This window comes from Streptomyces sp. NPDC045998 (assembly GCF_056430285.1).
In genome coordinates this window covers 221105-238831 of the sequence record NZ_JBWKLJ010000002.1, presented here as the reverse complement: position 1 = coordinate 238831, position 17727 = coordinate 221105, and the positions used below count along the sequence as shown (strand labels likewise).

The 17727-nt window shown below is 73.2% G+C and carries 17 protein-coding genes; 3 read left to right on the top strand and 14 right to left on the bottom strand.

Annotated elements, in window-relative coordinates:
* Positions 1-12: 12 nt before the first annotated feature.
* Positions 13-2199: an OmpL47-type beta-barrel domain-containing protein gene (locus tag AC07FJ_RS06015; protein WP_479046901.1), complete on the top strand. Its 2187-nt coding sequence runs from the start codon at positions 13-15 to the stop codon at positions 2197-2199.
* A gap of 129 nt (positions 2200-2328) precedes the next feature.
* Here AC07FJ_RS06015 and AC07FJ_RS06010 read toward each other — a convergent pair whose 3' ends face one another.
* A complete protein-coding gene (locus tag AC07FJ_RS06010) occupies positions 2329-3834 on the bottom strand; it encodes a PH domain-containing protein (RefSeq protein WP_479045752.1) in 1506 nt (501 codons plus the stop codon).
* The gene (locus tag AC07FJ_RS06005) at positions 3831-4439 is read right to left on the bottom strand and encodes a PH domain-containing protein (RefSeq protein WP_479045748.1); all 609 of its coding nucleotides are present in this window, start codon (positions 4437-4439) and stop codon (positions 3831-3833) included. Before AC07FJ_RS06005 ends, AC07FJ_RS06010 begins: the two co-directional genes overlap by 4 nt.
* A gap of 125 nt (positions 4440-4564) precedes the next feature.
* Here AC07FJ_RS06005 and AC07FJ_RS06000 point away from each other — a divergent pair, with 125 nt between their 5' ends.
* Positions 4565-5182: a TetR/AcrR family transcriptional regulator gene (locus tag AC07FJ_RS06000; protein ID WP_479045745.1), complete on the top strand. Its 618-nt coding sequence runs from the start codon at positions 4565-4567 to the stop codon at positions 5180-5182.
* Between the two features lie 30 nt (positions 5183-5212).
* Here the strand turns inward: AC07FJ_RS06000 and ligD are convergent, their stop codons facing one another.
* Positions 5213-6226, bottom strand: coding sequence for a non-homologous end-joining DNA ligase (gene ligD / locus AC07FJ_RS05995; RefSeq protein ID WP_479045742.1), 1014 nt, complete (start codon positions 6224-6226; stop codon positions 5213-5215).
* 83 nt (positions 6227-6309) lie between these two features.
* On the opposite strand from ligD, the gene AC07FJ_RS05990 reads away from it, so the two are divergent.
* Positions 6310-7380: an ATP-dependent DNA ligase gene (locus tag AC07FJ_RS05990; RefSeq protein WP_479045739.1), complete on the top strand. Its 1071-nt coding sequence runs from the start codon at positions 6310-6312 to the stop codon at positions 7378-7380.
* Here the strand turns inward: AC07FJ_RS05990 and AC07FJ_RS05985 are convergent.
* The 11 genes from AC07FJ_RS05985 to AC07FJ_RS05935 form a co-directional block, all read right to left on the bottom strand.
* The gene (locus AC07FJ_RS05985; RefSeq protein WP_479045736.1) at positions 7314-8549 is read right to left on the bottom strand and encodes a lytic transglycosylase domain-containing protein; all 1236 of its coding nucleotides are present in this window, start codon (positions 8547-8549) and stop codon (positions 7314-7316) included. The two genes, AC07FJ_RS05990 and AC07FJ_RS05985, sit on opposite strands and share 67 nt — an antisense overlap.
* 59 nt (positions 8550-8608) lie before the next feature.
* Positions 8609-9268: a hypothetical protein gene (locus tag AC07FJ_RS05980; protein ID WP_479045733.1), complete on the bottom strand. Its 660-nt coding sequence runs from the start codon at positions 9266-9268 to the stop codon at positions 8609-8611.
* Positions 9269-9351: 83 nt separating this feature from the next.
* Positions 9352-9915 (bottom strand): nuclear transport factor 2 family protein, encoded by a 564-nt coding sequence (locus AC07FJ_RS05975; protein WP_479045730.1) that lies wholly within the window; start codon positions 9913-9915, stop codon positions 9352-9354.
* 22 nt (positions 9916-9937) lie between these two features.
* Entirely contained in the window at positions 9938-10468 is a 531-nt protein-coding gene (locus AC07FJ_RS05970) for a hypothetical protein (protein ID WP_479045727.1), read from the bottom strand.
* Between the two features lie 15 nt (positions 10469-10483).
* Positions 10484-10948 carry a hypothetical protein gene (locus AC07FJ_RS05965; protein WP_479045724.1) on the bottom strand — a complete coding sequence of 155 codons (465 nt, stop codon included), beginning with the start codon at positions 10946-10948 and terminating at the stop codon, positions 10484-10486.
* 32 nt (positions 10949-10980) lie between these two features.
* Positions 10981-12099, bottom strand: a complete 1119-nt coding sequence (locus tag AC07FJ_RS05960) for an MCE family protein (RefSeq protein ID WP_479045721.1) — start codon at positions 12097-12099, stop codon at positions 10981-10983.
* Positions 12099-13235 (bottom strand): MCE family protein, encoded by a 1137-nt coding sequence (locus AC07FJ_RS05955; RefSeq protein WP_479045718.1) that lies wholly within the window; start codon positions 13233-13235, stop codon positions 12099-12101. The genes AC07FJ_RS05960 and AC07FJ_RS05955 overlap by 1 nt, the downstream gene beginning before the upstream one ends.
* A complete protein-coding gene (locus tag AC07FJ_RS05950) occupies positions 13232-14347 on the bottom strand; it encodes an MCE family protein (RefSeq protein ID WP_479045715.1) in 1116 nt (371 codons plus the stop codon). The genes AC07FJ_RS05955 and AC07FJ_RS05950 overlap by 4 nt, the downstream gene beginning before the upstream one ends.
* The gene (locus AC07FJ_RS05945) at positions 14344-15399 is read right to left on the bottom strand and encodes an MCE family protein (protein ID WP_479045712.1); all 1056 of its coding nucleotides are present in this window, start codon (positions 15397-15399) and stop codon (positions 14344-14346) included. Before AC07FJ_RS05945 ends, AC07FJ_RS05950 begins: the two co-directional genes overlap by 4 nt.
* A complete protein-coding gene (locus AC07FJ_RS05940; RefSeq protein WP_479045709.1) occupies positions 15396-16427 on the bottom strand; it encodes an MCE family protein in 1032 nt (343 codons plus the stop codon). Before AC07FJ_RS05940 ends, AC07FJ_RS05945 begins: the two co-directional genes overlap by 4 nt.
* Positions 16424-17683: an MCE family protein gene (locus tag AC07FJ_RS05935; RefSeq protein WP_479046899.1), complete on the bottom strand. Its 1260-nt coding sequence runs from the start codon at positions 17681-17683 to the stop codon at positions 16424-16426. The genes AC07FJ_RS05940 and AC07FJ_RS05935 overlap by 4 nt, the downstream gene beginning before the upstream one ends.
* Positions 17684-17727 lie beyond the last annotated feature (44 nt).

Genomic DNA, 17727 nt, shown 5'->3' with positions numbered 1-17727 from the left:
CGCTATCCGACGATGTGGACGGCGCTGCTCGCCTCCGTGCTGATGATGGTGGGACTGGCCTCGACCGCCGCGTACGCACGCCCGGACGGCCGTGCGGCGGCCACGGCGGAGCAGGTGCTGACCTGGACCGCCGGTGATCCCATCGACCGCTACCTGTCCTTCCCCGCCACCGCGGTGGCGGGCCCGGCGACGATCGTCTTCGAGAACAGCGTGGCCACCGGCAACACCACGGGCATGCCGCACACCCTGACGTTCGACGTCTCCGACCCGGAGTACAACAACGACGTCCGGCTGAACATCCTGGCCAACCCCAGTGACGACCAGGGCGGCAGGCACACCGCCCAGGTCACGCTGACGCCCGGTCGCTACCGCTTCTTCTGCACCATCCCCGGCCACGGCGCGATGCAGGGGATCCTCACGGTGACGGAGGCGGGCGGTGGCGAGGACACCACCGCACCCGAGACGACGGCGAAGGTGGAGGGCGAGCGGAACGCCGACGGGGCGTACATCGGCCACGCCAACGTCACCGTCACGGCGACCGACGCCGGGTCGGGCGTGGACCGGATCGAGTACGCGGTCGGGGCGGGTGGCACCTGGCAGACGTACACCGCACCCGTGATGGTCCATGAGGTCGGCGCCCACAGGATCCGCTACCGGGCCACCGACAAGGCGGGCAACACGGCCGCCGAGAAGGCGGTCGACTTCACCGTGGTCGCCCCGCCGACGGACGACAGGACACCCCCGGAGACGTCGGCGACGGTCAGCGGCGAGAAGGACGCCGAGGGCAGGTACCTGGGGATGGCGACGGTCACGGTCACCGCCTCCGACGCCGGGTCCGGCGTCAACACCATCCAGTATGCGGTCGGGGCGGGCGGCGCCTGGCAGACGTACACCGCGCCCGTGATGGTCCACGCGACCGGCACGCACACCGTGCGCTACCGGGCCACGGACCGGGCGGGGAACACGGCCGCCGAGAAGACCGTCGACTTCACCGTGGTCGCCCCGCCGACGGACGACAAGACGCCGCCCGAGACGACGGCCGCCGTGACGGGCGAGAAGAACGCGGACGGCGCGTACATCGGCCGCGCCACGGTGACGGTCACGGCGACCGACGCGGGCTCCGGGGTGGAGAAGACCGAGTACTCGCTGGACGGCGGCCCGTACCTGGCGTACACGGTTCCGGTGGTCGTGGACCGGGTGGGCCACCACACCCTGCTGCACCGGGCCACGGACAAGGCGGGCAACACCTCGGCCGCCCGGCAGGTCGGCTTCGACGTCGCGGAGGGCGGCGGCGTCCCGGCGCCCCACTGCCCCGAGTACGACGAGCGCCTCACGGTCATCGTGGGCACGATCGACTCGGGGGTGCCGAACCGGATGACGCGGGGCCGCTGCACCATCAACGAGCTGATCGAGGACGAGAAGGACTGGGCGTCGCACGCGCTCTTCCTCAAGCACGTGGACACGGTCCTCGACCGGCTGCTCACCGAAGGGGTCGTCGACGCCCGCGAGCACCGCACGATCTACCGGGCGGCCAAGGAGTCCGGCATCGGCAAGCCCGGGCAGACCACCGGCTACCGCACGCTGTTCGACGGCTCGGCGGAGACGTTCGCCCGGTGGCAGCACGTCGGCGGCGGCAGGTTCGGTCTGAACGGCGACGGCTCGATGACGAGCAGTACGGCGGTCCCGGGCATGGGCATGCTGTGGTTCCCGCAGCGGCAGTACGGGGACTTCTCGCTGAAGCTCCAGTGGCGGGACGACGCCCCCGGGGCGGGGAACGCCAACTCCGGTGTCTTCGTGCGCTTCCCGTACGTCCACGACCACCCCGAGGAGCCGCGGCCGGAGTGGGTCGCCATCAAGTTCGGGCACGAGATACAGGTCCTGGACCGGCCGGACGGCGACCTGTACAAGACCGGTTCGGTGTACGGGTTCGACCGGGTCGGGCTCGGCGGCGCCGGCGTCACCCCGAAGGGCACCTGGAACGACTACGAGATCCGGGTGGAGGGCCAGCACTACTCGGTGTTCCGCAACGGTGTCCTGATCAACGAGTTCGACAACACCGGCGGCCAGGAGTTCTCCCCGCCGCGCGCCGACGACCCGGGCACGGACGGCCGGCGGTACGCCACCGGCTACATCGGGCTCCAGGTCCACGGCACGACCGACGTCATCTCGTACCGCGACATCCGGATCAAGGAGCTCTGACGAGGTCGACGACACTCCGGAGCCGCTGACGGCGACCACGCTCCGGGCCCCGGACGGCGACGCGGTCCGGGGCCTGGAGTCAGAGAGGGGCCCCGAGTCAGAGGGCCCCGGAGTCAGAGGGCCCCGGACTCAGAGGCGGGGCCCGTCCGGTTCGAGGAACTCCTCCAGGATTCCCGGCCGGGCCGCGGCGGCGAGGGCCACGGCGTCGTCGGCCGCCACGTCCCGCACGTGGTAGCCGTGCGCCCCCGCGGCCACGGCCGCCGTGAGCGTGACGAGTCCGGCGCGGCGGCCGAACGGCGAGGTCGTGAACGTCCAGGCGACGAGCGCGGAGCGGTCCAGGGCGAGGGTGTCGCGGCGGAACGTACCGGACCTGATGAGGAGGTGGGAGCCGTGCAGGGCGTGCCCGAGGCTCGCGTAGGCGTCCCGGGCGAGCAGCGCCGTCACGGCGGTCGCGACCAGTGCGTACACCCAGGCGGCGTGCAGGAGCACCGGCGTGAGCAGCGCTCCGAGGACGAGGAGGACGAGCGTCGCCGGCAGGACGGCGAGCAGGAGCCCACGTGACATCCGGCGGCGCAGCGCGGCGCGGGGATGGGGGGTCAGCGGGACCGAGTCCACCAGGCGCGAAGGGGCGCGCAGTGCGCCGGCGACCACGCGCAGGGCCTCGGCTCGCGGTGCCGGCGGAAGCAGGACGCCGCGCGCCTGGGCCTCCTCCTTGTCGCCGAGGCCGCCCGCCACCGCGGCCGCGCTCGCTCCTCCGGCGGCCCGCAGCAGCAGCGGTTCGCGGAGCAGTACGCCGTGCAGCCGGCTGCGTTCCAGCGCCACCGAGCGGGTGGTCAGCAGTCCGCGCCGTACGGTGAGCGTGTCCGCGTCGGTCCAGGCGGCGCTGTAGCCCCACCAGTTCTCCACGTACACGGCGAGGGCGCCGAGGGACCCGAGGGCGGTCACGACGGCCAGGGCCGCGGGAACGGTCAGCCACAGCGCGCGGTGGCCGAACTCTGCGAACAGGTCCTGGACGAGGACCGTGCGCCACGGATCGACGCCGATGCCGTCGAGGATCCGGTAGGCCGTTCCGACGGCGACGCCCACACCGCCGAACACCCAGAAGGTGAGCGGCGCGTAGCGCAGCCAGCGCCAGTCGATGCGGCTGAGTACGGGGGCGCCGGTGACGTCCCGGGGGTCGGCCTGCGCGAGCAGGGCGGCCTTGAGCCGGTGTGCCTCGCGGACCGTGACCGCGTCGAGGGTGAACCCGCCCTGTTCGCCGTCCGCGGCGGTGGTGGCGGCCCGTACGACGCTGAGGCCGAGCAGGCGGTGCAGCGGGGTCGCGGTCAGGTCGACGTTGCGGATCCGGTGGAGCGGGATCGTGCGCCGCCGTCGGCTGAACACCCCGCTGTGCAGCGTGAACGCCTCGGCGGTGAGCCGGTAGCGGGTCCGGGACCAGCGGACAAGACCGGCGGCGGTGACGGCGGCGAACGAGACGGCGAGGGCGGCCAGCGTGATGCGGGCGCCCACGGGAACGCTGCCGCCGGTGACGAGCACGGTGAGGGCGAGCGATCCGAGTGGTGGGGCCAGCCAGCCGCACCGCACCAGCAGGGTGCGGGCGGCCGGGCGCCGCCCGACGTCCGCGCGGCGGCTCACGCTCCTGCCTCCGATACGCCCCGGGCCACGCCGTCGACCGCGCCGTCGACCGCGCCGTCGACCGCGCCGACGGCCATCCCCTCGGCCTCGCCGGGCGCGGTGCGGGCGGTGTGCGCGGCGTGGCCGATGCGCCGCGCGAGCTCCTCGGCGTCGGCCTCGGACAGCCCCGCGATCCTGACGGCTCCCGCGGTCGAGGCGGTGGTGACGGTGAGCGTCGTCAGGCCGTACCACCGCTGGATCGGCCCGCGGACCGTGTCGACGGTCTGCACCTGGGACAGCGGGGCGATCCGGCGGCGCTGCCATATCCAGCCGCCGGCCGCGTAGACGGCGTTCGCGCCGAGCTCCCAGCCGTGCGTGGCGTACCGGCGGCGCGGCATGAGGAGCAGGTACCCGAGCGCGGGCACCACGAGGGTGACCAGCAGGAGGGGCGCGAGCCAGGGCAGCGCGCCGGAGAAGAACAGCGCGGAGAGGAGGCCGAGCGCGAGGGCGGTGAGCAGCATCGGCCCGCTCACGGAGACCAGTGCCTGGACCGTCCACCAACGGCGGGCCAGCGGGTGGGCCCGGTGGCGGGGCGGCCTCAGGCGTGGGGCGGCGTGAAGAGACATGGGTCAGGGACCGCTTTCCAAGTCAACTGTATTGGATAGCGATACGCTACAACGGTACAAGTGACTTGTAAAAGCGGCCGGGGGCGTACCGCGTCCCACGTGCCGCGGAGAGGTTGGGTGGTGCGGTGCCGAAGAAGGTGGACCACGAGGCGAGACGCCTGGAGATCGCGGAGGCGCTCTGGCGCATCGCGAGTACGCGCGGCCTCGACGGTGTGAGCCTGCGCGATGTGGCGGCGGAGGCGGACATCTCGCTGGGCAGGCTCCAGCACTACTTCCGCACGAAGGACGAGATGCTCCTCTTCGCCCTGCGCCACATCAACACCCTGGCGGACCGGCGGATCCGCGAACGCATCGGCACGCTCGCGGCGGGCCTCGGTCAGGAGCCGCCGCCGCGGGCCGTGCTGCGGGAGTGCCTGGCGGGGATGCTGCCGCTGGACGAGAAGAGCAGGGTGGGCGCGCTGGTGGGCGCGGCGTACTTCGCGCGGGCGGTCCACGACGAGCGCCTGCGCGCCGAGGCCCGGGAAGGGATCCCCCGGCTCGCGGAGTTCTTCGCCGGGCTCCTGCGCACCGCCCAGGAGCGGGGCGAATTGGCATCGGCGCTCGACCCGTACACCGAGGCGATGGTGCTGATCAGCCTGGTGGACGGCCTGACGGCGTACACGCTCCTCGGGGTCCAGACGGGCGAGGAGGCCGTGGGCCGGCTGGACGCGCACCTGGAGCGGCTCTTCGGCGCCTCGACGTGAGCCTCGACGTGAGCCGCCGCGCGAACCGGGTCAGTCGGCCGCCTTCTTGGCGCGGCTCGGCTGGACCCGCTTGGGTTCGCCCGGCATCTTCGGGTAGTCCGGCGGGTACGGCATGTCGCTCAGGCCGTGGTCGCGCTCGTCCCGGTCGGCCAGCTCCAGCAGGCTGTCCAGGGTGAAGGCGTGGTCGTCCATGTCCGCGTGGACGTCGCCGTGGTCGGCGTACCGCACGGGCATGGTGGCCAGGTCGAAGTCGCGCGGGTCGACGTCGTCGAGCTCCTCCCAGCGCAGCGGGGCGGAGACCGGGGCGTGCGGCCGGGGGCGGATGGAGTAGGCGGAGGCGATGGTGCGGTCGCGCGCCGTCTGGTTGTAGTCGAAGAAGATCTTTTCGCCCCGTTCCTCCTTCCACCAGGCGGTGGTGACCCGGCCCGGCATGCGCCGTTCCAGGGCGCGGCCGAGCGCGATGGCGGCGCGGCGCACGCCGGTGAACTCCCAGCGCGGCTCGATCGGCACGAAGACGTGGAGGCCGCGCCCGCCGGACGTCTTCAGCCAGCCGCGCAGGCCGTACTCCTCCAGCAGGGCCCGCAGCTCGTGCGCGGCGTCCACCGCCTCCGGGAAGCCGGTGCCGGGCTGCGGGTCCAGGTCGATGCGCAGCTCGTCGGGGTGGTCGGTGCGGTCGCCCCGCACCGGCCAGGGGTGGAAGGTGAGCGTGCCGAGGTTGGCCGCCCAGATCACGGCCGCGACCTCGGTGGGGCGGATCTCGTCGGCGTAGCGGCCACTGGGAAAGGTGATGTGGGCCGTGGGGATCCAGTCGGGGAGGTTCTTGGGGGCGCGCTTCTGGAAGAAGGACTCGCCCTCGACCCCGTCGACGAAGCGCTCCAGGGTGGTGGGCCGGTCGCGCAGGGCGCGGACGATGCCGTCGCCCACGGCGAGGAAGTAGCGGGCCACGTCCAGCTTCGTGAAGCCGCGCTCCGGGAAGTAGACCTTGTCCGGGTTCGACAGGCGCACGGTACGTCCGCCGACCTCCAGCTCCACCGCGTTTCCCATACGCGCCACAGTAGGGGCCGGGTACACACCTCGCATATCGGTACAGACGGGCGCGAGTAGCGAGATAGAGGCAGAATCAGGCCATGGATCTGCCGGTGATGCCACCCGTCAAGCCGATGCTGGCCAAGTCCGTCAAGAAGATCCCGCCCGGCATGCACTACGAGGCCAAGTGGGACGGCTTCCGTGCGATCGTGCACCGGGACGGCGACGAACTGGTGATCGGGAGCCGTACCGGCAAGCCGCTGACCCGGTACTTCCCCGAGCTGGTCACGGGCCTCCCGGAGCGGCTCCCCGAGCGCTGTGTCGTCGACGGCGAGATCGTCATCGCCCATGAGGGGCGGCTCGACTTCGACAAGCTCACCGAACGCATCCACCCGGCCGCCTCCCGCGTGAAGATGCTCTCCGAGCGGACGCCCGCCCGGCTCATCGCCTTCGACCTGCTGGCCCTCGGTGACGCGGCGCTGCTGGACGCGCCGCTGACCGAACGCAGGGCGCTGCTCACCGAGGCCCTGGAGGGCGTCGACGCCCCGCTCCACCTGGCGCCGTCCACCACCGACATCGACGTGGCCCGGCACTGGTTCGAACAGTACGAGGGCGCCGGACTCGACGGCGTGATCGCCAAACCGCTGGACCTCCCCTACCGTCCGGACGCCCGGCTCATGTACAAGATCAAGCACGAGCGCACCGCCGATGTCGTCGTGGCGGGTTACCGGTTCCACAAGACGGGGAACGTCGTCGGCTCGCTGCTCCTCGGCCTGTACGACGACCAGGGCGCGCTCCAGCACGTCGGGGTCTGCGCCGCGTTCTCCGACAAGCGGCGCGCGGAGCTCGTGGAGGAGCTGGAGCCACTGCGCATGGACACGCCCGACGGCCACCCCTGGGCCGCCTGGGCGGACGAGGCCGCCCACGAGACCGCCCGGCTGCCCGGGGCGCCGAGCCGCTGGTCGGGCAAGAAGGACCTGTCCTGGGTTCCGCTGCGGCCCGAGCGGGTGTGCGAGGTGGGCTACGACCACATGGAGGGCAACCGCTTCCGGCACACGGCGCAGTTCCGCCGCTGGCGACCGGACCGCACGCCGGAGAGCTGCGGCTACGCGCAGTTGGAGGAGCCGGTCTCGTACGACCTGGGCGCGGTGCTGTCGGGGTCCGGGGGCTGAGTGGCGCTGGGCGACGGGGACGCGGTCGGCGTGGGCGGCGGGCAGGCGGGGGCGGTGGGCGTCGGGGACGGCGTCGGCGTCGGCGTCGGGGTCGGGGACGGGGAGGGTGACGGTGACGGGCCGGGGTCCGTGGGCGTGGGGCTGGGAGTCGGGTGCGAGGGTGACGGCGTCGGCGAAGGGGAAGGGGAAGGGGAAGGGGAAGGGCGGCTGGGCGGCCGGGGGGTGGGAGTCGGGCGCGGCGAGGGCTGCGGGCCCACCACGATGCCGCCGCCCGGACGAGGGCTCGGCGCGGGCGCCGGCACGGACGGCGTCGCCGGCCCCGGCCTCGCCCCCGTACCCGCCCCCGGGCTCACCGGCAGCACGCCCGTCCCGTCCGGCACCGGGTGCGCGCCCCGCTGGTAGAAGGCGAGCCACGACAGCACGGTGCGCAGATAGGCGTACGAGTGGTTGTAGCTGAGGACGGCCCGGTCGAGGTCGCTCCGGACGGTCAGCGTCCGGTTCCCGGCGCACAGGTAGTGTCCGGCGGCCAGCGCCGCGTCGTGGATGTTGTCCGGGTCGGCGCGCCCGTCGCCGTTGCCGTCGGTGCCCCACCGGGCCCACGTCGAGGGAATGAACTGCATCGGGCCGACCGCCCGGTCGTACGTGCGGTCCCCGTCGTACACGCCGTCGTCGGTGTCCGTGATCCGGGCGAAACCCACGCCGTCGAGGACCGGGCCCAGGATCGGCGCGAGCGTGGTGCCGTGCGCGTCGACCCGGCCGCCGCGCGCCTGGCCCGACTCCACCTTGCCTATCGCGGCGAGCAGCTCCCACGGCAGTCGGCAGCCCGGGTCGGTGCGGGCCACGGCGGACGCGGCGCGCCGGTACGCGGCCAGCACGGTCGCCGGGATGCCCGCCTGGACCGGCCCCAGGCTCACCGGCGGTCCGCCCGCGACCCCGGCCGCGATCCCGGCCCCGGCCCAGGCCCCCGGCGTCGGAGCGGTTCCGGGCGCCACGGGCGAGGTCAGCGGCGGGAGTTCGGTGTGGTAGGCGTCGTCGGACGGCGGGACCGGGGCGGTGTCGTGCCGCGCCACGGGATCGTTGGGGTGAGCGGCCCGGGGCGGTACGAAGCCGGGGGCCTGCGAGGCCGTGAGGGCGGCCATCGCGGCGAGGGCCGCGGCGGTCCCGGTCACCGCCCGCCGTGCACGCCCACGAGCACGCCCCCGCACACGCCTGTTCCCGGCCCGTCCGCTCATGAAGCCGCCCCCAGGGTGTCGATGGCGGTGATCCGCCAGGCGCCGCCGACGCGTACCGCCTCCACCGCGAACATAGCGGCGCCGTACGTCGTGGCGTCCTTCTTGGCCGCGGCCGCGGCCGCGGTGCCCGCGGTACGGGTGTTGGTCTGGTCGGCGTAGACGAGCACCCGGGCCCGGTCGCCGTTGATCCGCTCCACACCGCTCTCCGTGACGGTGGTGGTGAGGACGAGCTTCTGCCGCGCCGCCTGTTCGCGTACGGGTGCCAGCATCGCGCGGTGCTGCTCGACCGCCCTGCCGGTGAGATGTGTCTTGGCGGCCCGGTCGGCCTCGGCGGGGGTGGCGTAGTTGTACGAGAAGAGCTCGCCCACCGCCTTCGTCACCTGGCCCTTGACCTCACTGGTGCGGGCCACGTCGGTGAGGGCGGTGTTGCGCACGGCCGGGTCGTCGCGCAGGGCCGTCGCCTCGCCGCCGGCCCAGGCAGCGACGCCGCCCAGCAGCACGGTGAGCGCGCCGAGCACCACGGGTAACCTGCGGCGGGGCGACGGCGCCCGCGGCGGCGCCGGGGACCTGCCCACGGGGCCCGGCGTGGCCCGGGTCGTGTGCGCGGCCGCCAGGCGGCGCTGCCGGTTGATGAGGTGTCGGGTCGTCGACGACATACGGGGCTCCTCTCGGTCCACTGGTCAGTCCGCTGGTCAGTCCCCGGCCGGTCCGCTGGCCGGTCCGCTGGCCGGTCCGCTGGTCAGTCCACGGGCTGCACGGCGGTGTTGCCGACCGGCGCCTGGCCGAGCGCGCTGAGCTTCCACCCCTCGGGGGTGCGGGTGAGTTCGCCGAGCAGCCGGCTCTGCTTCGCCGCGGGCTTGCCCCCGGACGGGGTCACGGTGATCCGCAGGGCGACCATCACGCGCGCCCGGCCGGCGCGCGTGTCCAGCTCGGTCACCGCGCCGGACAGCACCTTCGCGCTGGTCACGGTCTTGGCCTCGCGGATCTGCCGCTCGAATTGCGCGCGGCCTTCCGTCAGTTGGGTGCGCAGGTCGCCGGTGGCCGAGTCCTGCCAGGTGTCGAGCCCGCGCCGCAGGTCGCGGTGGTCGAGGGTGTTCATGTTCTGTACGGCCTGCTCCCCGGCGGCGAGGACCTCGTCCCGCGTCTTCGCGTACGCGGCCGAGTCGTCGTGCGCGGCCGCGTACCAGGACCAGCCGGCCCAGCCCGCCCAGCCGGCGCCGCCGACCGCGAGGAGGGCCAGGGCGAGGGCCGGTGCCAGGAGCGGCTTCCTCGGCGTGGCGTTGCGCGTACGTTCCGAAAGCATGGGCATGGATGTGACGGCCTCTCTAACGTGCGGTGATGTCGACGATCCGCCAGTGGCCGCCCCGTAGTTCGGCGGTGACGGACAGCTGGGCGGCGACCGTGGTGGCGGGTTTCCCGGCGCGCTGGGCGACCTGGTCGAGGAAGACCAGGAGGTGCGCGTCGCGGTCGGTGAGCCGCGTGACTCCGGCGCGTACGACATGGGTCGTGAGCGTCAGTTTCTGCCGGGCGGCCCGCTGCTCGACCTCGGCGAAGAGCACCTCGTACTGCCGTGCCGCCTTGCCCGCGAGAAGCTGCCGCGCCGCGTGCCGGGTCGAGGCGGTGTCCTGCGGGGCATACGAGAAGACTCGCCCGAGCGCGCCGCTGACGTCGCCGACGACCCGCTCGGTGGCCCGCGTGTCGGCGAGCGCGCGGTTGTCCAGGGCCGGGGAGTCGGCCAGTTCCTCGGTGCGCCAGAACAGCCACGCTCCCGCCAGCAGCATCAGGACGGTGAGCAGGGCGGCGGCCGTACGGCGGTACCGGGGGCTCCGGTCCTGGGCCTCTTCGCTCGTTGTCACCCCTCCCCCTTCCTCTCAGGCCCCGGCGGCGGGGACCGCGGTCAGCGCCGTGACCTTCCAGCCCTCGGGCGTACGGAGCAGCTCGGCCTCCAGCCGTCTGCGGTCCCTGGCCGACGGGCCGGTCTCCACCCGTACGGTCGCGATGAGACGGGCGGTCCCGGCGCGGTGGTCGAACGCGGTGAGCGCGGCGCCGGTGACGGTCGCGCGCACCGACGTGCCGGACGCGTCCGAGGAGGGGCCGGTCCTGCTCAGCTCCTCGCGCAGTTCCCCCGCCGACACCTCCAGCCATGCGCGCCGGCCGGGGCTGTTGAGCACGGCCAGATGCCGTTGCCCGGTCGCGAGGGCGGTGTCCCGCGCCTCGGCGTAGGCGCGGCCCTCGTCGCCGGCGGTACGCGCGTACGACCATCCGGCGGCGCCGCAGAGCAGCGCCGCGACGAGAAGGGCCGCCCACCACCCGTACCGGATCAGCCCCGTCCCCATCCCCGTCCCCATCCCTGTCCCCGAGCCCGTCCTCATGGGCGTCCGCCCCGGGGCGCGTTCGCGGAGCCGCGGACGTTGACGCCGCTGGAGGGCGGTGCGGTGCAGCGCGCCTGGGTGTTGAGGGCGGGCGGGGCCGACAGGTCGAGGCCGTTGCGGTAGGGCGTCCCGCCGTAACCGGTGGTGCAGGGCAGGGGCTGGAAGAAGGTCACCGACATGCCGAAGTTGGCGCCCTGAGGGGTGACGGCGGTCGCCCCGGCGGCGGCGAGGGCGGGCATGGTGACCAGGAACTCCTCCATGCCGCGCTGGCGTGTCACGGCCACCTCCGAGACGGTGAGGAGGTTGGCGAGGACGACTCCGAAGGCCGGGTCGAGGTCCTTCAGCAGTGTGCTGACCTGGCCGGCCGCACCGGGCGCGGCGGCGATGAGCCTGCGCAGGTCCGCGTCCGAGCCCTTGAGCTCCGCGGCGAGCTCCCGGGCTCCGGAGGCGAAGGAGGTGAGGGCCTCGCCCTCCTCGGCCTGGGTGCGCAGGACCGTCTCGGCGTCGATCACCAGCCGGGTGTTGGCGGGCAGCGCCTTGTCGGCGGCGCGTACGAAGGCGTCGCCGCCGTCCAGCAGCGCCTGGAGGTCGTCACCGCGGCCGTTGAGTGCCGTACCGAGTTCGTCGACGACCGTGCGCAGCGACTCCAGGTCGACGGAGGCGGCGAGGTCGCCGATCCCGCTGAGCACGGTGGTGACGGGCGGGGGCGTACGGGTGTCGGAGCGCGGAATGACGGTGCCGTCGCGCAGGTACGGGCCGCCGGAACCGGCCGGCCGCAGGTCGATGTACTGCTCGCCGACGGCCGACAGCCCGGCGACGACGGCTTCCAGGTCCGCCGGGATGGGGGGCGCCGAGTCGTCGATGCGCAGCTCCGCCTCGACTCCGTCACCGGTGAGCTCGATGGGGCCGACACGGCCCACGGAGACACCCCGGTAGGTGACGTTGGAGTGGGTGAACAGGCCGCCCGTCGCGTCGAGTTGGACGCGGACGGTGTAGTAGTCGCGGAAGCCCGCGTACCGGCCGAGGTCGGCGTACCGCACGCCGACGTAGCCGAGGACGACGACGGCGATGAGGAGGAAGGCGAGGTTCTTCAGCCGGATGGCGAGGGTCGGCATCAGTTCCTCCCGGCCGACGGCAGCGGTAGGGGCAGGGGCAGGGGTGGCCCGGCGGCCGCCGGGTCCTGCGGCGGGACCAGCGGTGGTACGAGCTGGGTGCCGGGTGCGGCGGCGACGTCGAGGTAGACGTTGAGGTAGTCGCCCTTGACGCCGCGCAGCACCTCGTCCGTGAACGGGTAGGTGAGCAGCACCTGGAGCGAGTCGGGCAGCGCCTTGCCCGCATCCGCCAGCGCCCGCAGGGTCGGTCCGAGCGCCTTGAGGTCGGCGACCAGGTCGGCCTTGGTCCGGTTGACGGTGTCGACGGCGACGGTGGAGAGCGTGTCGAGGGCGCCGAGCATGGTGAGCAGGGAGGCGCGCTGGCGCTCCAGCACCTTCAGGCCGGGGCTGAGTCCGGTGAGCACCTTGCCGACGTCCCGCTCGCGGGTGGCGAGGGTGGCCGAGAGCCGGTTGACGCCGTCGAGGGCCGCGGTGATGTCGGCCTTGTTGCCGTCCAGGCTGGTGACGAGGGTGTCGATGCGCATGAGGAGGGACCGGACCTCGGTCTCGTTGCCGCGCAGCGCCTTGGAGAGCTCGGCGGTGATGGTTCTGAGCTGCTGGACGCCGCCGCCGTTGAGGAGCATGGACAGGGCGCCGAAGACCTCCTCGACCTCGGGGTTGCGGTTGGTGCGGCTCAGCGGGATGCGGTCGCCGTGCGCGAGCGTGCCCCCGGCCGCCTTCGAGGGCGCGGAGAGCTGGATGTACTTCTCGCCGAGCAGGCTGGACTGCTCCAGTTGCGCGTGGGCGTTGGCGGGCAGCCGTACGTCGCCGTTGACGCGCAGGGTGACCCGGGCCGACCACGCGTCGCTCCCGGCCCCGCCGGCCAGGGCGATCCTCGTCACGCGGCCGACGGCGACGTCGTTGACCTTGACCGCCGCGTTCGGTACGAGGCTGAGGACGTCCGCGAACTCCGCGGTGACCTCGTACGGATGGTCGCCGAGGTCGGCGCCGCCGGGCAGGGGCAGTTGCTCGATGCCGGACAGCTCGGGGCCCGCCGGCGGGTCGCAGCTCACGGCGGTCGCGGTGAAGCCGACGGCGAGGGCGAGGACGGCGGCCACGCCCGTGGTGGTCGTCGTGGTACGGGTGGTGGGTCGTTTCACCGCGCGGCTCCGTCCTCGGCCGTGCCGTAGACCTGGCCGACCGCGGGGAGCGGGAGGACGGGCAGGTCCTTGCGGCGGGCCGGTTCGACGGGGACCAGCCCCGGCGCCCCGGAACCGCCGGAGCCGCCGGAGCCGCCGGAGCCCATGCTGAGCTCGTTGATGTCGGCGCGTCCGTTGAGGGTGCGGTGCAGCGGGTCGTACGCCTTGAGCGCGTTGCCCGCGGCGAGCGGCGCGGTGTCGAGGGCCTCGGCGAGTGAGGCGCGCTGGTCGGCCAGCGTGCGGGTGATCGGCAGCAGGATGTCGACGTTCCGCTTCAGGCTGCCGCGGTTCTTCTCGATGAAGGTCTTCACCTGGACGAGGGCGGTGGAGAGCTCCTTGAGGACGGCGGCGAGGTTCTCCTTGTCCTCGGCGAGGAAGCCGGTGACGGTGGCGAGCCGCCGCTCCGCCGTGCGCACCTCGCCGTCGTTGTCCTTCAGCATCGTGGTGAAGGACTGGAGGTACGCGAGGGTGTCGAAGAGGTCGTCGCTGCTGGAGTCGAGGGTCTTGGCGGCCTTGCCGAACTGCTCGATGGAGTCGCCTATCGCCTTGCCGTTGCCCCGGAGGTTGGCGGCGCCGGTGCCCAGCAGGTCCGCGAGGGCGCCCTGGGCGTTGGCCCCCTCGGGGCCGAGGGCCTGGCTGAGCTGGTTGATCGACGCGTAGAGCTGGTCGATTTCGAGGGGTGTGGCGTTGCGGGCGGCGGGCAGGACGGCTCCGTCGCGCAGCCGGGGCCCGCCCGTGTAGGCGGGGGCGAGCTGGATGTACCGGTCGGAGACGATGCTGGGGGCGACGAGTACCGCGTGGGCGTCGGCCGGGACGCGGACGCCCTCGTCGAGCAGGAGCGTGACCTCGACCTCCTTGCCCTTCGGGCGGACGGCTCCGACGGTGCCGACCTTGACGCCCAGGACGCGCAGGTCGGAGCCCTCGTACACCCCGGTGGCCCGGTCGAAGTAGGCCGTGACGCGGGTGGTGTGCGCCGCGTCGAGGGCCTGGAGGCCGGAGGCCGCCGCGACCGCGACGACGGCGAGGCCGGCGCCGAGGCCGGCGCCGAGGCCGATGGCGCGTCTGAGGTTCACCTGGCACCCCCTGTGGGTTTGGGCGGCATGCATCCGGTGGCCGGGGGCGTGCCGGGTGGGAGGTAGTTCCTGGGGACGAGGCCGCAGACGTACGTGTCGAGCCAGCGGCCGTTGCCAAGGGTGTTGCCGACGAGCCGGTAGTACGGGCCGGCCAGGGCCAGGGTGCGGTCGAGGCTCTGCCGGTTCTTCAGCAGGACTCCGGTGACCCGGCTCAGCGACTCCAGGGTGGGGCCGAGCTGCCGGTTGTTGTCCTGGACGAGCCCGGTGAGCTGGGTACCGAGGTTCCGGGCGCCGGTGAGGAGCTGGTGGATGGCGTCGCGCCGGGCCTGGATCTCGCCGAGCAGCAGGCCGCCGTCCTCCAGGAGGGTCTCGAAGCTGCTCTTCTTGGTGGCCAGGGTCTTGGCCAGCTGCTTGCTTCCCTTGAGGAGTTCGGCGAGCTGGGTGTCACGCGACGACACGGTCCGCGACAGCGCCGACAGGCCCTCGGCGGCGCTGCGCACGTCGGGCGGGGCGTTCTCGAAGGTGGCGGAGAGGGCGTCGAAGCTCGCCGCGAGCTGCCGCGTGTCGATGGCGTTGATGGTGTCGCCGAGGCCGTTGAGCGCCTGGGTGACGTCGTACGGGGACGTGGTGCGGGACGCGGGGATGCGGGTGGCGGGGTTCTGACGGCGGGTGCCGAGCGGGTCGACGGCGAGGTACTTCTCGCCGAGGAGCGTCTTGATGGCGATGGCGGCGGTGCTCGCGTCACCGATCCAGGTGCCGTCGTCTACCTCGAAGGTGACCTTGACCTTGGCGCCGTCGAGGGCGACGCCGGTCACCGCGCCGACCTTGACGCCTGCGACGCGCACCTCGTCGCCCTCGTCGAGGCCGGCGGCCTCGGTGAAGTCGGCGGTGTACGCGGTGCGGGCCACGAGAGCGTCGATCTTGTACGCGCCGAGGCCGATGAGGGCGAGGACGAGGAGCCCGACGAGGCCGGTGAGGACGGGGTTGCGTTCCCGTACGGGCGTGAGGCGGAAACGGGCCCGGGGCACGCGCGGTGCGAGGAGGCGTCTCATCCGCGGCACCTCGCTTCCGTGAGCGGGATACCGGTGGGCGGCTTCGAGCCGTCGGAGGTGGTGACACCCGTGACGGTGGCCTCGCAGAGGTAGAGGTTGAGCCACGACCCGTACGAGGCGAGCCGCCCGACGGCCTGCATCTTGGCGGGGCTCCTGCGGAGGAAGTCCTCGATCTGCGGGGTGCTCTTCGCCAGGTGGCCGGAGAGGCGGCCCAGTTGGCGGATGTCCTCCTTGAGCGGGGCGCGGCCGTCCTCGAGGAGCCCGGCCGTGACGGTGGTGAGCGAACCCATGGCGGTGATGGCCTCCCCGAGCGGTTCGCGGTCGCCGGCGAAGCCGCTGACGAGCTGCTGGAGGGTGACGACGAGGTCGTTGAAGTTCTCTTCGCGGTCGTTGACCGTCTGCAGCACCGTGGTGAGGTTGCGGATCACCTCACCGATCACCTTGTCCTTGGCCGCGACGGTGCCGGTCAGCGAACCCACGTGCCGCAGCAGCGAGTCGACGGTGCCGCCCTCCCCCTGGAGGACCTGGACGATGGAGCCGGCGAGGCTGTTGACCTCGGTCGGTGAGAGCCCTTCGAAGAGCGGCTGGAATCCGTTGAAGAGCTGGGTGAGGTCGAGGGCGGGAGTCGTCCGCTCCAGCGGGATGACGGCACCGGGCGGCAGGGCCCGCCCGACGGGGCCGGTGCCCCGGTCGAGGTCGACGTACCGCTGGCCGACCATGTTCAGGTACTTGATCGACGCGGTGGCGGAGGCGGGCAGTGCCCGTCCCTTCTGGACGGTGAAGCCGACTTCGGCGACGCGCCGGTCGACGACGCGGATCGACGAGACCTGACCCACCTTCACCCCGGCGATCCGCACGCTGTCGCCCTCGACGAGGCCGGTGACGTCGGTGAATCGCGCACGGTACGCGCTGGTCTCACCGACCCCGGTGTTGGCGATGGACAGCGCCAGGACGGCGGTGGCGAAGACGGTCACCACGATGAAGGCGAGCGACTTGGTGAGCGGCCCGGCGAGGGAGCGGCGCTTCACTGCAGGGTCACCTCCGCTCCACGGAAGAGGGGGCCGGTCAGGACGGTGGACCAGTCGGGCAGCGCCTGGGGCGCGGTCCCGAGGCCCGGGGCGATGAGCTCGTTGACGAGCTGGTTCTCCTGCGGGGAGTTGGGCAGGCCCAGTCCCCGGGCGCGGTCGCTCGCACCGGCGGCGCCGCCGGGTTTCCCCGTGTACGGGACGGAGTAGCAGTGCGGCCCGCCATTCGCCTCGTACACGGGCCGGTCCTTGCCGGGCACGTACGCGCCACGGGACGGCACGGTACGGACGGTGACGTGGAGCCCCGGCTCGTCGGTGCCCTTGCCGAGCGCCCGGTTCATCGCGGGGACGAAGCCGGCGAGGGTGCGCAGGGTGCAGGGGTAGGAGGAGGCGTAGCGGCCGAGGAGCTCAAGGGTGGGGCGCGAGGTAGCGGAGAGGCGGATGAGGTTGTGCCGGTTCTCGCGCAGGAAGGCCGTCAGGTCGTGGGCGGTCGCCGTCGTGGCGCCGTACAGCCGGGAGAGCTGTGCCTGCTGCTCGGCGAGGGTGCCGCTGGTGGTGGTGAAGTCGGTGAGCGCGTCGAGGACGTCGGGCGCGGCGTCCCCGTACACCCGGCTGACCTCGACGAGGTGCGTGATGTCGCGGTTGAGGGCGGGCAGGTGCGGGTTGAGCTTCTTCAGGTGCGCGTCGAGCGTGACGAGGGTGCGGCCGAGCTGCTCGCCGCGGCCTTCGAGTGCCTGGGCGACGGCCGTGAGGGTGGCCGACAGTTTCTCGGGCTTCACGGCGGTGAGCAGGGGGAGCACCTGGTCCAGGACCTGTTCGAGTTCGACGGCGTTGGCGGAACGGTCCTGCGGGATGGTGGCGCCCGCCGCGAGCGTACGCGGTGAGGAGGTGGCGGCCGGTGGGACGAGGGCGACGAACCGTTCGCCGAAGAGGGTGGTGGGCAGCATCTGGGCGGTGACGTCCGCCGGGATGCGGTCGAGGTGGCCGGGGCGGATGGCCAGGGTGAGGCGGGCACCGGTGCCGTCGGCGCGGATGTCGCGCACCTCGCCGACGACCACGCCGCGCAGCTTCACCTCGGCGCCGCGGTGCATCTCGTTGCCGACGCTGGCGGTGAGGACGGTGACGGTGGCGTCGCGGCTGAACTCCTTGTCGTATACGGCGACCGACAGCCGGATGAGGAGGACGGGGACGAGCAGGAACACGGCCCCGGCGAGGCGTCTGCGGAGGGTGCGCACGCGGGTCCGCGCCTGGGTCCGCATGGGGGTGCGCGTGGGGGTGCGCGTGGTGCGCGTGGGGGTGCGCG

Bases quoted from the DNA above. Each gene is read 5' to 3' on its own strand.
- AC07FJ_RS06015 (WP_479046901.1), top strand. From the start codon at position 13: ATGTGGACGGCGCTGCTCGCCTCCGTGCTGATGATGGTGGGACTGGCC.
- AC07FJ_RS06005 (WP_479045748.1), bottom strand. From the start codon at position 4,439: ATGTCTCTTCACGCCGCCCCACGCCTGAGGCCGCCCCGCCACCGGGCC.
- ligD (WP_479045742.1), bottom strand. From the start codon at position 6,226: ATGGGAAACGCGGTGGAGCTGGAGGTCGGCGGACGTACCGTGCGCCTG.
- AC07FJ_RS05990 (WP_479045739.1), top strand. From the start codon at position 6,310: ATGGATCTGCCGGTGATGCCACCCGTCAAGCCGATGCTGGCCAAGTCC.
- AC07FJ_RS05980 (WP_479045733.1), bottom strand. From the start codon at position 9,268: ATGTCGTCGACGACCCGACACCTCATCAACCGGCAGCGCCGCCTGGCG.
- AC07FJ_RS05975 (WP_479045730.1), bottom strand. From the start codon at position 9,915: ATGCTTTCGGAACGTACGCGCAACGCCACGCCGAGGAAGCCGCTCCTG.
- AC07FJ_RS05965 (WP_479045724.1), bottom strand. From the start codon at position 10,948: ATGGGGACGGGGCTGATCCGGTACGGGTGGTGGGCGGCCCTTCTCGTC.
- AC07FJ_RS05960 (WP_479045721.1), bottom strand. From the start codon at position 12,099: ATGCCGACCCTCGCCATCCGGCTGAAGAACCTCGCCTTCCTCCTCATC.
- AC07FJ_RS05945 (WP_479045712.1), bottom strand. From the start codon at position 15,399: ATGAGACGCCTCCTCGCACCGCGCGTGCCCCGGGCCCGTTTCCGCCTC.
- AC07FJ_RS05935 (WP_479046899.1), bottom strand. From the start codon at position 17,683: ATGCGGACCCAGGCGCGGACCCGCGTGCGCACCCTCCGCAGACGCCTC.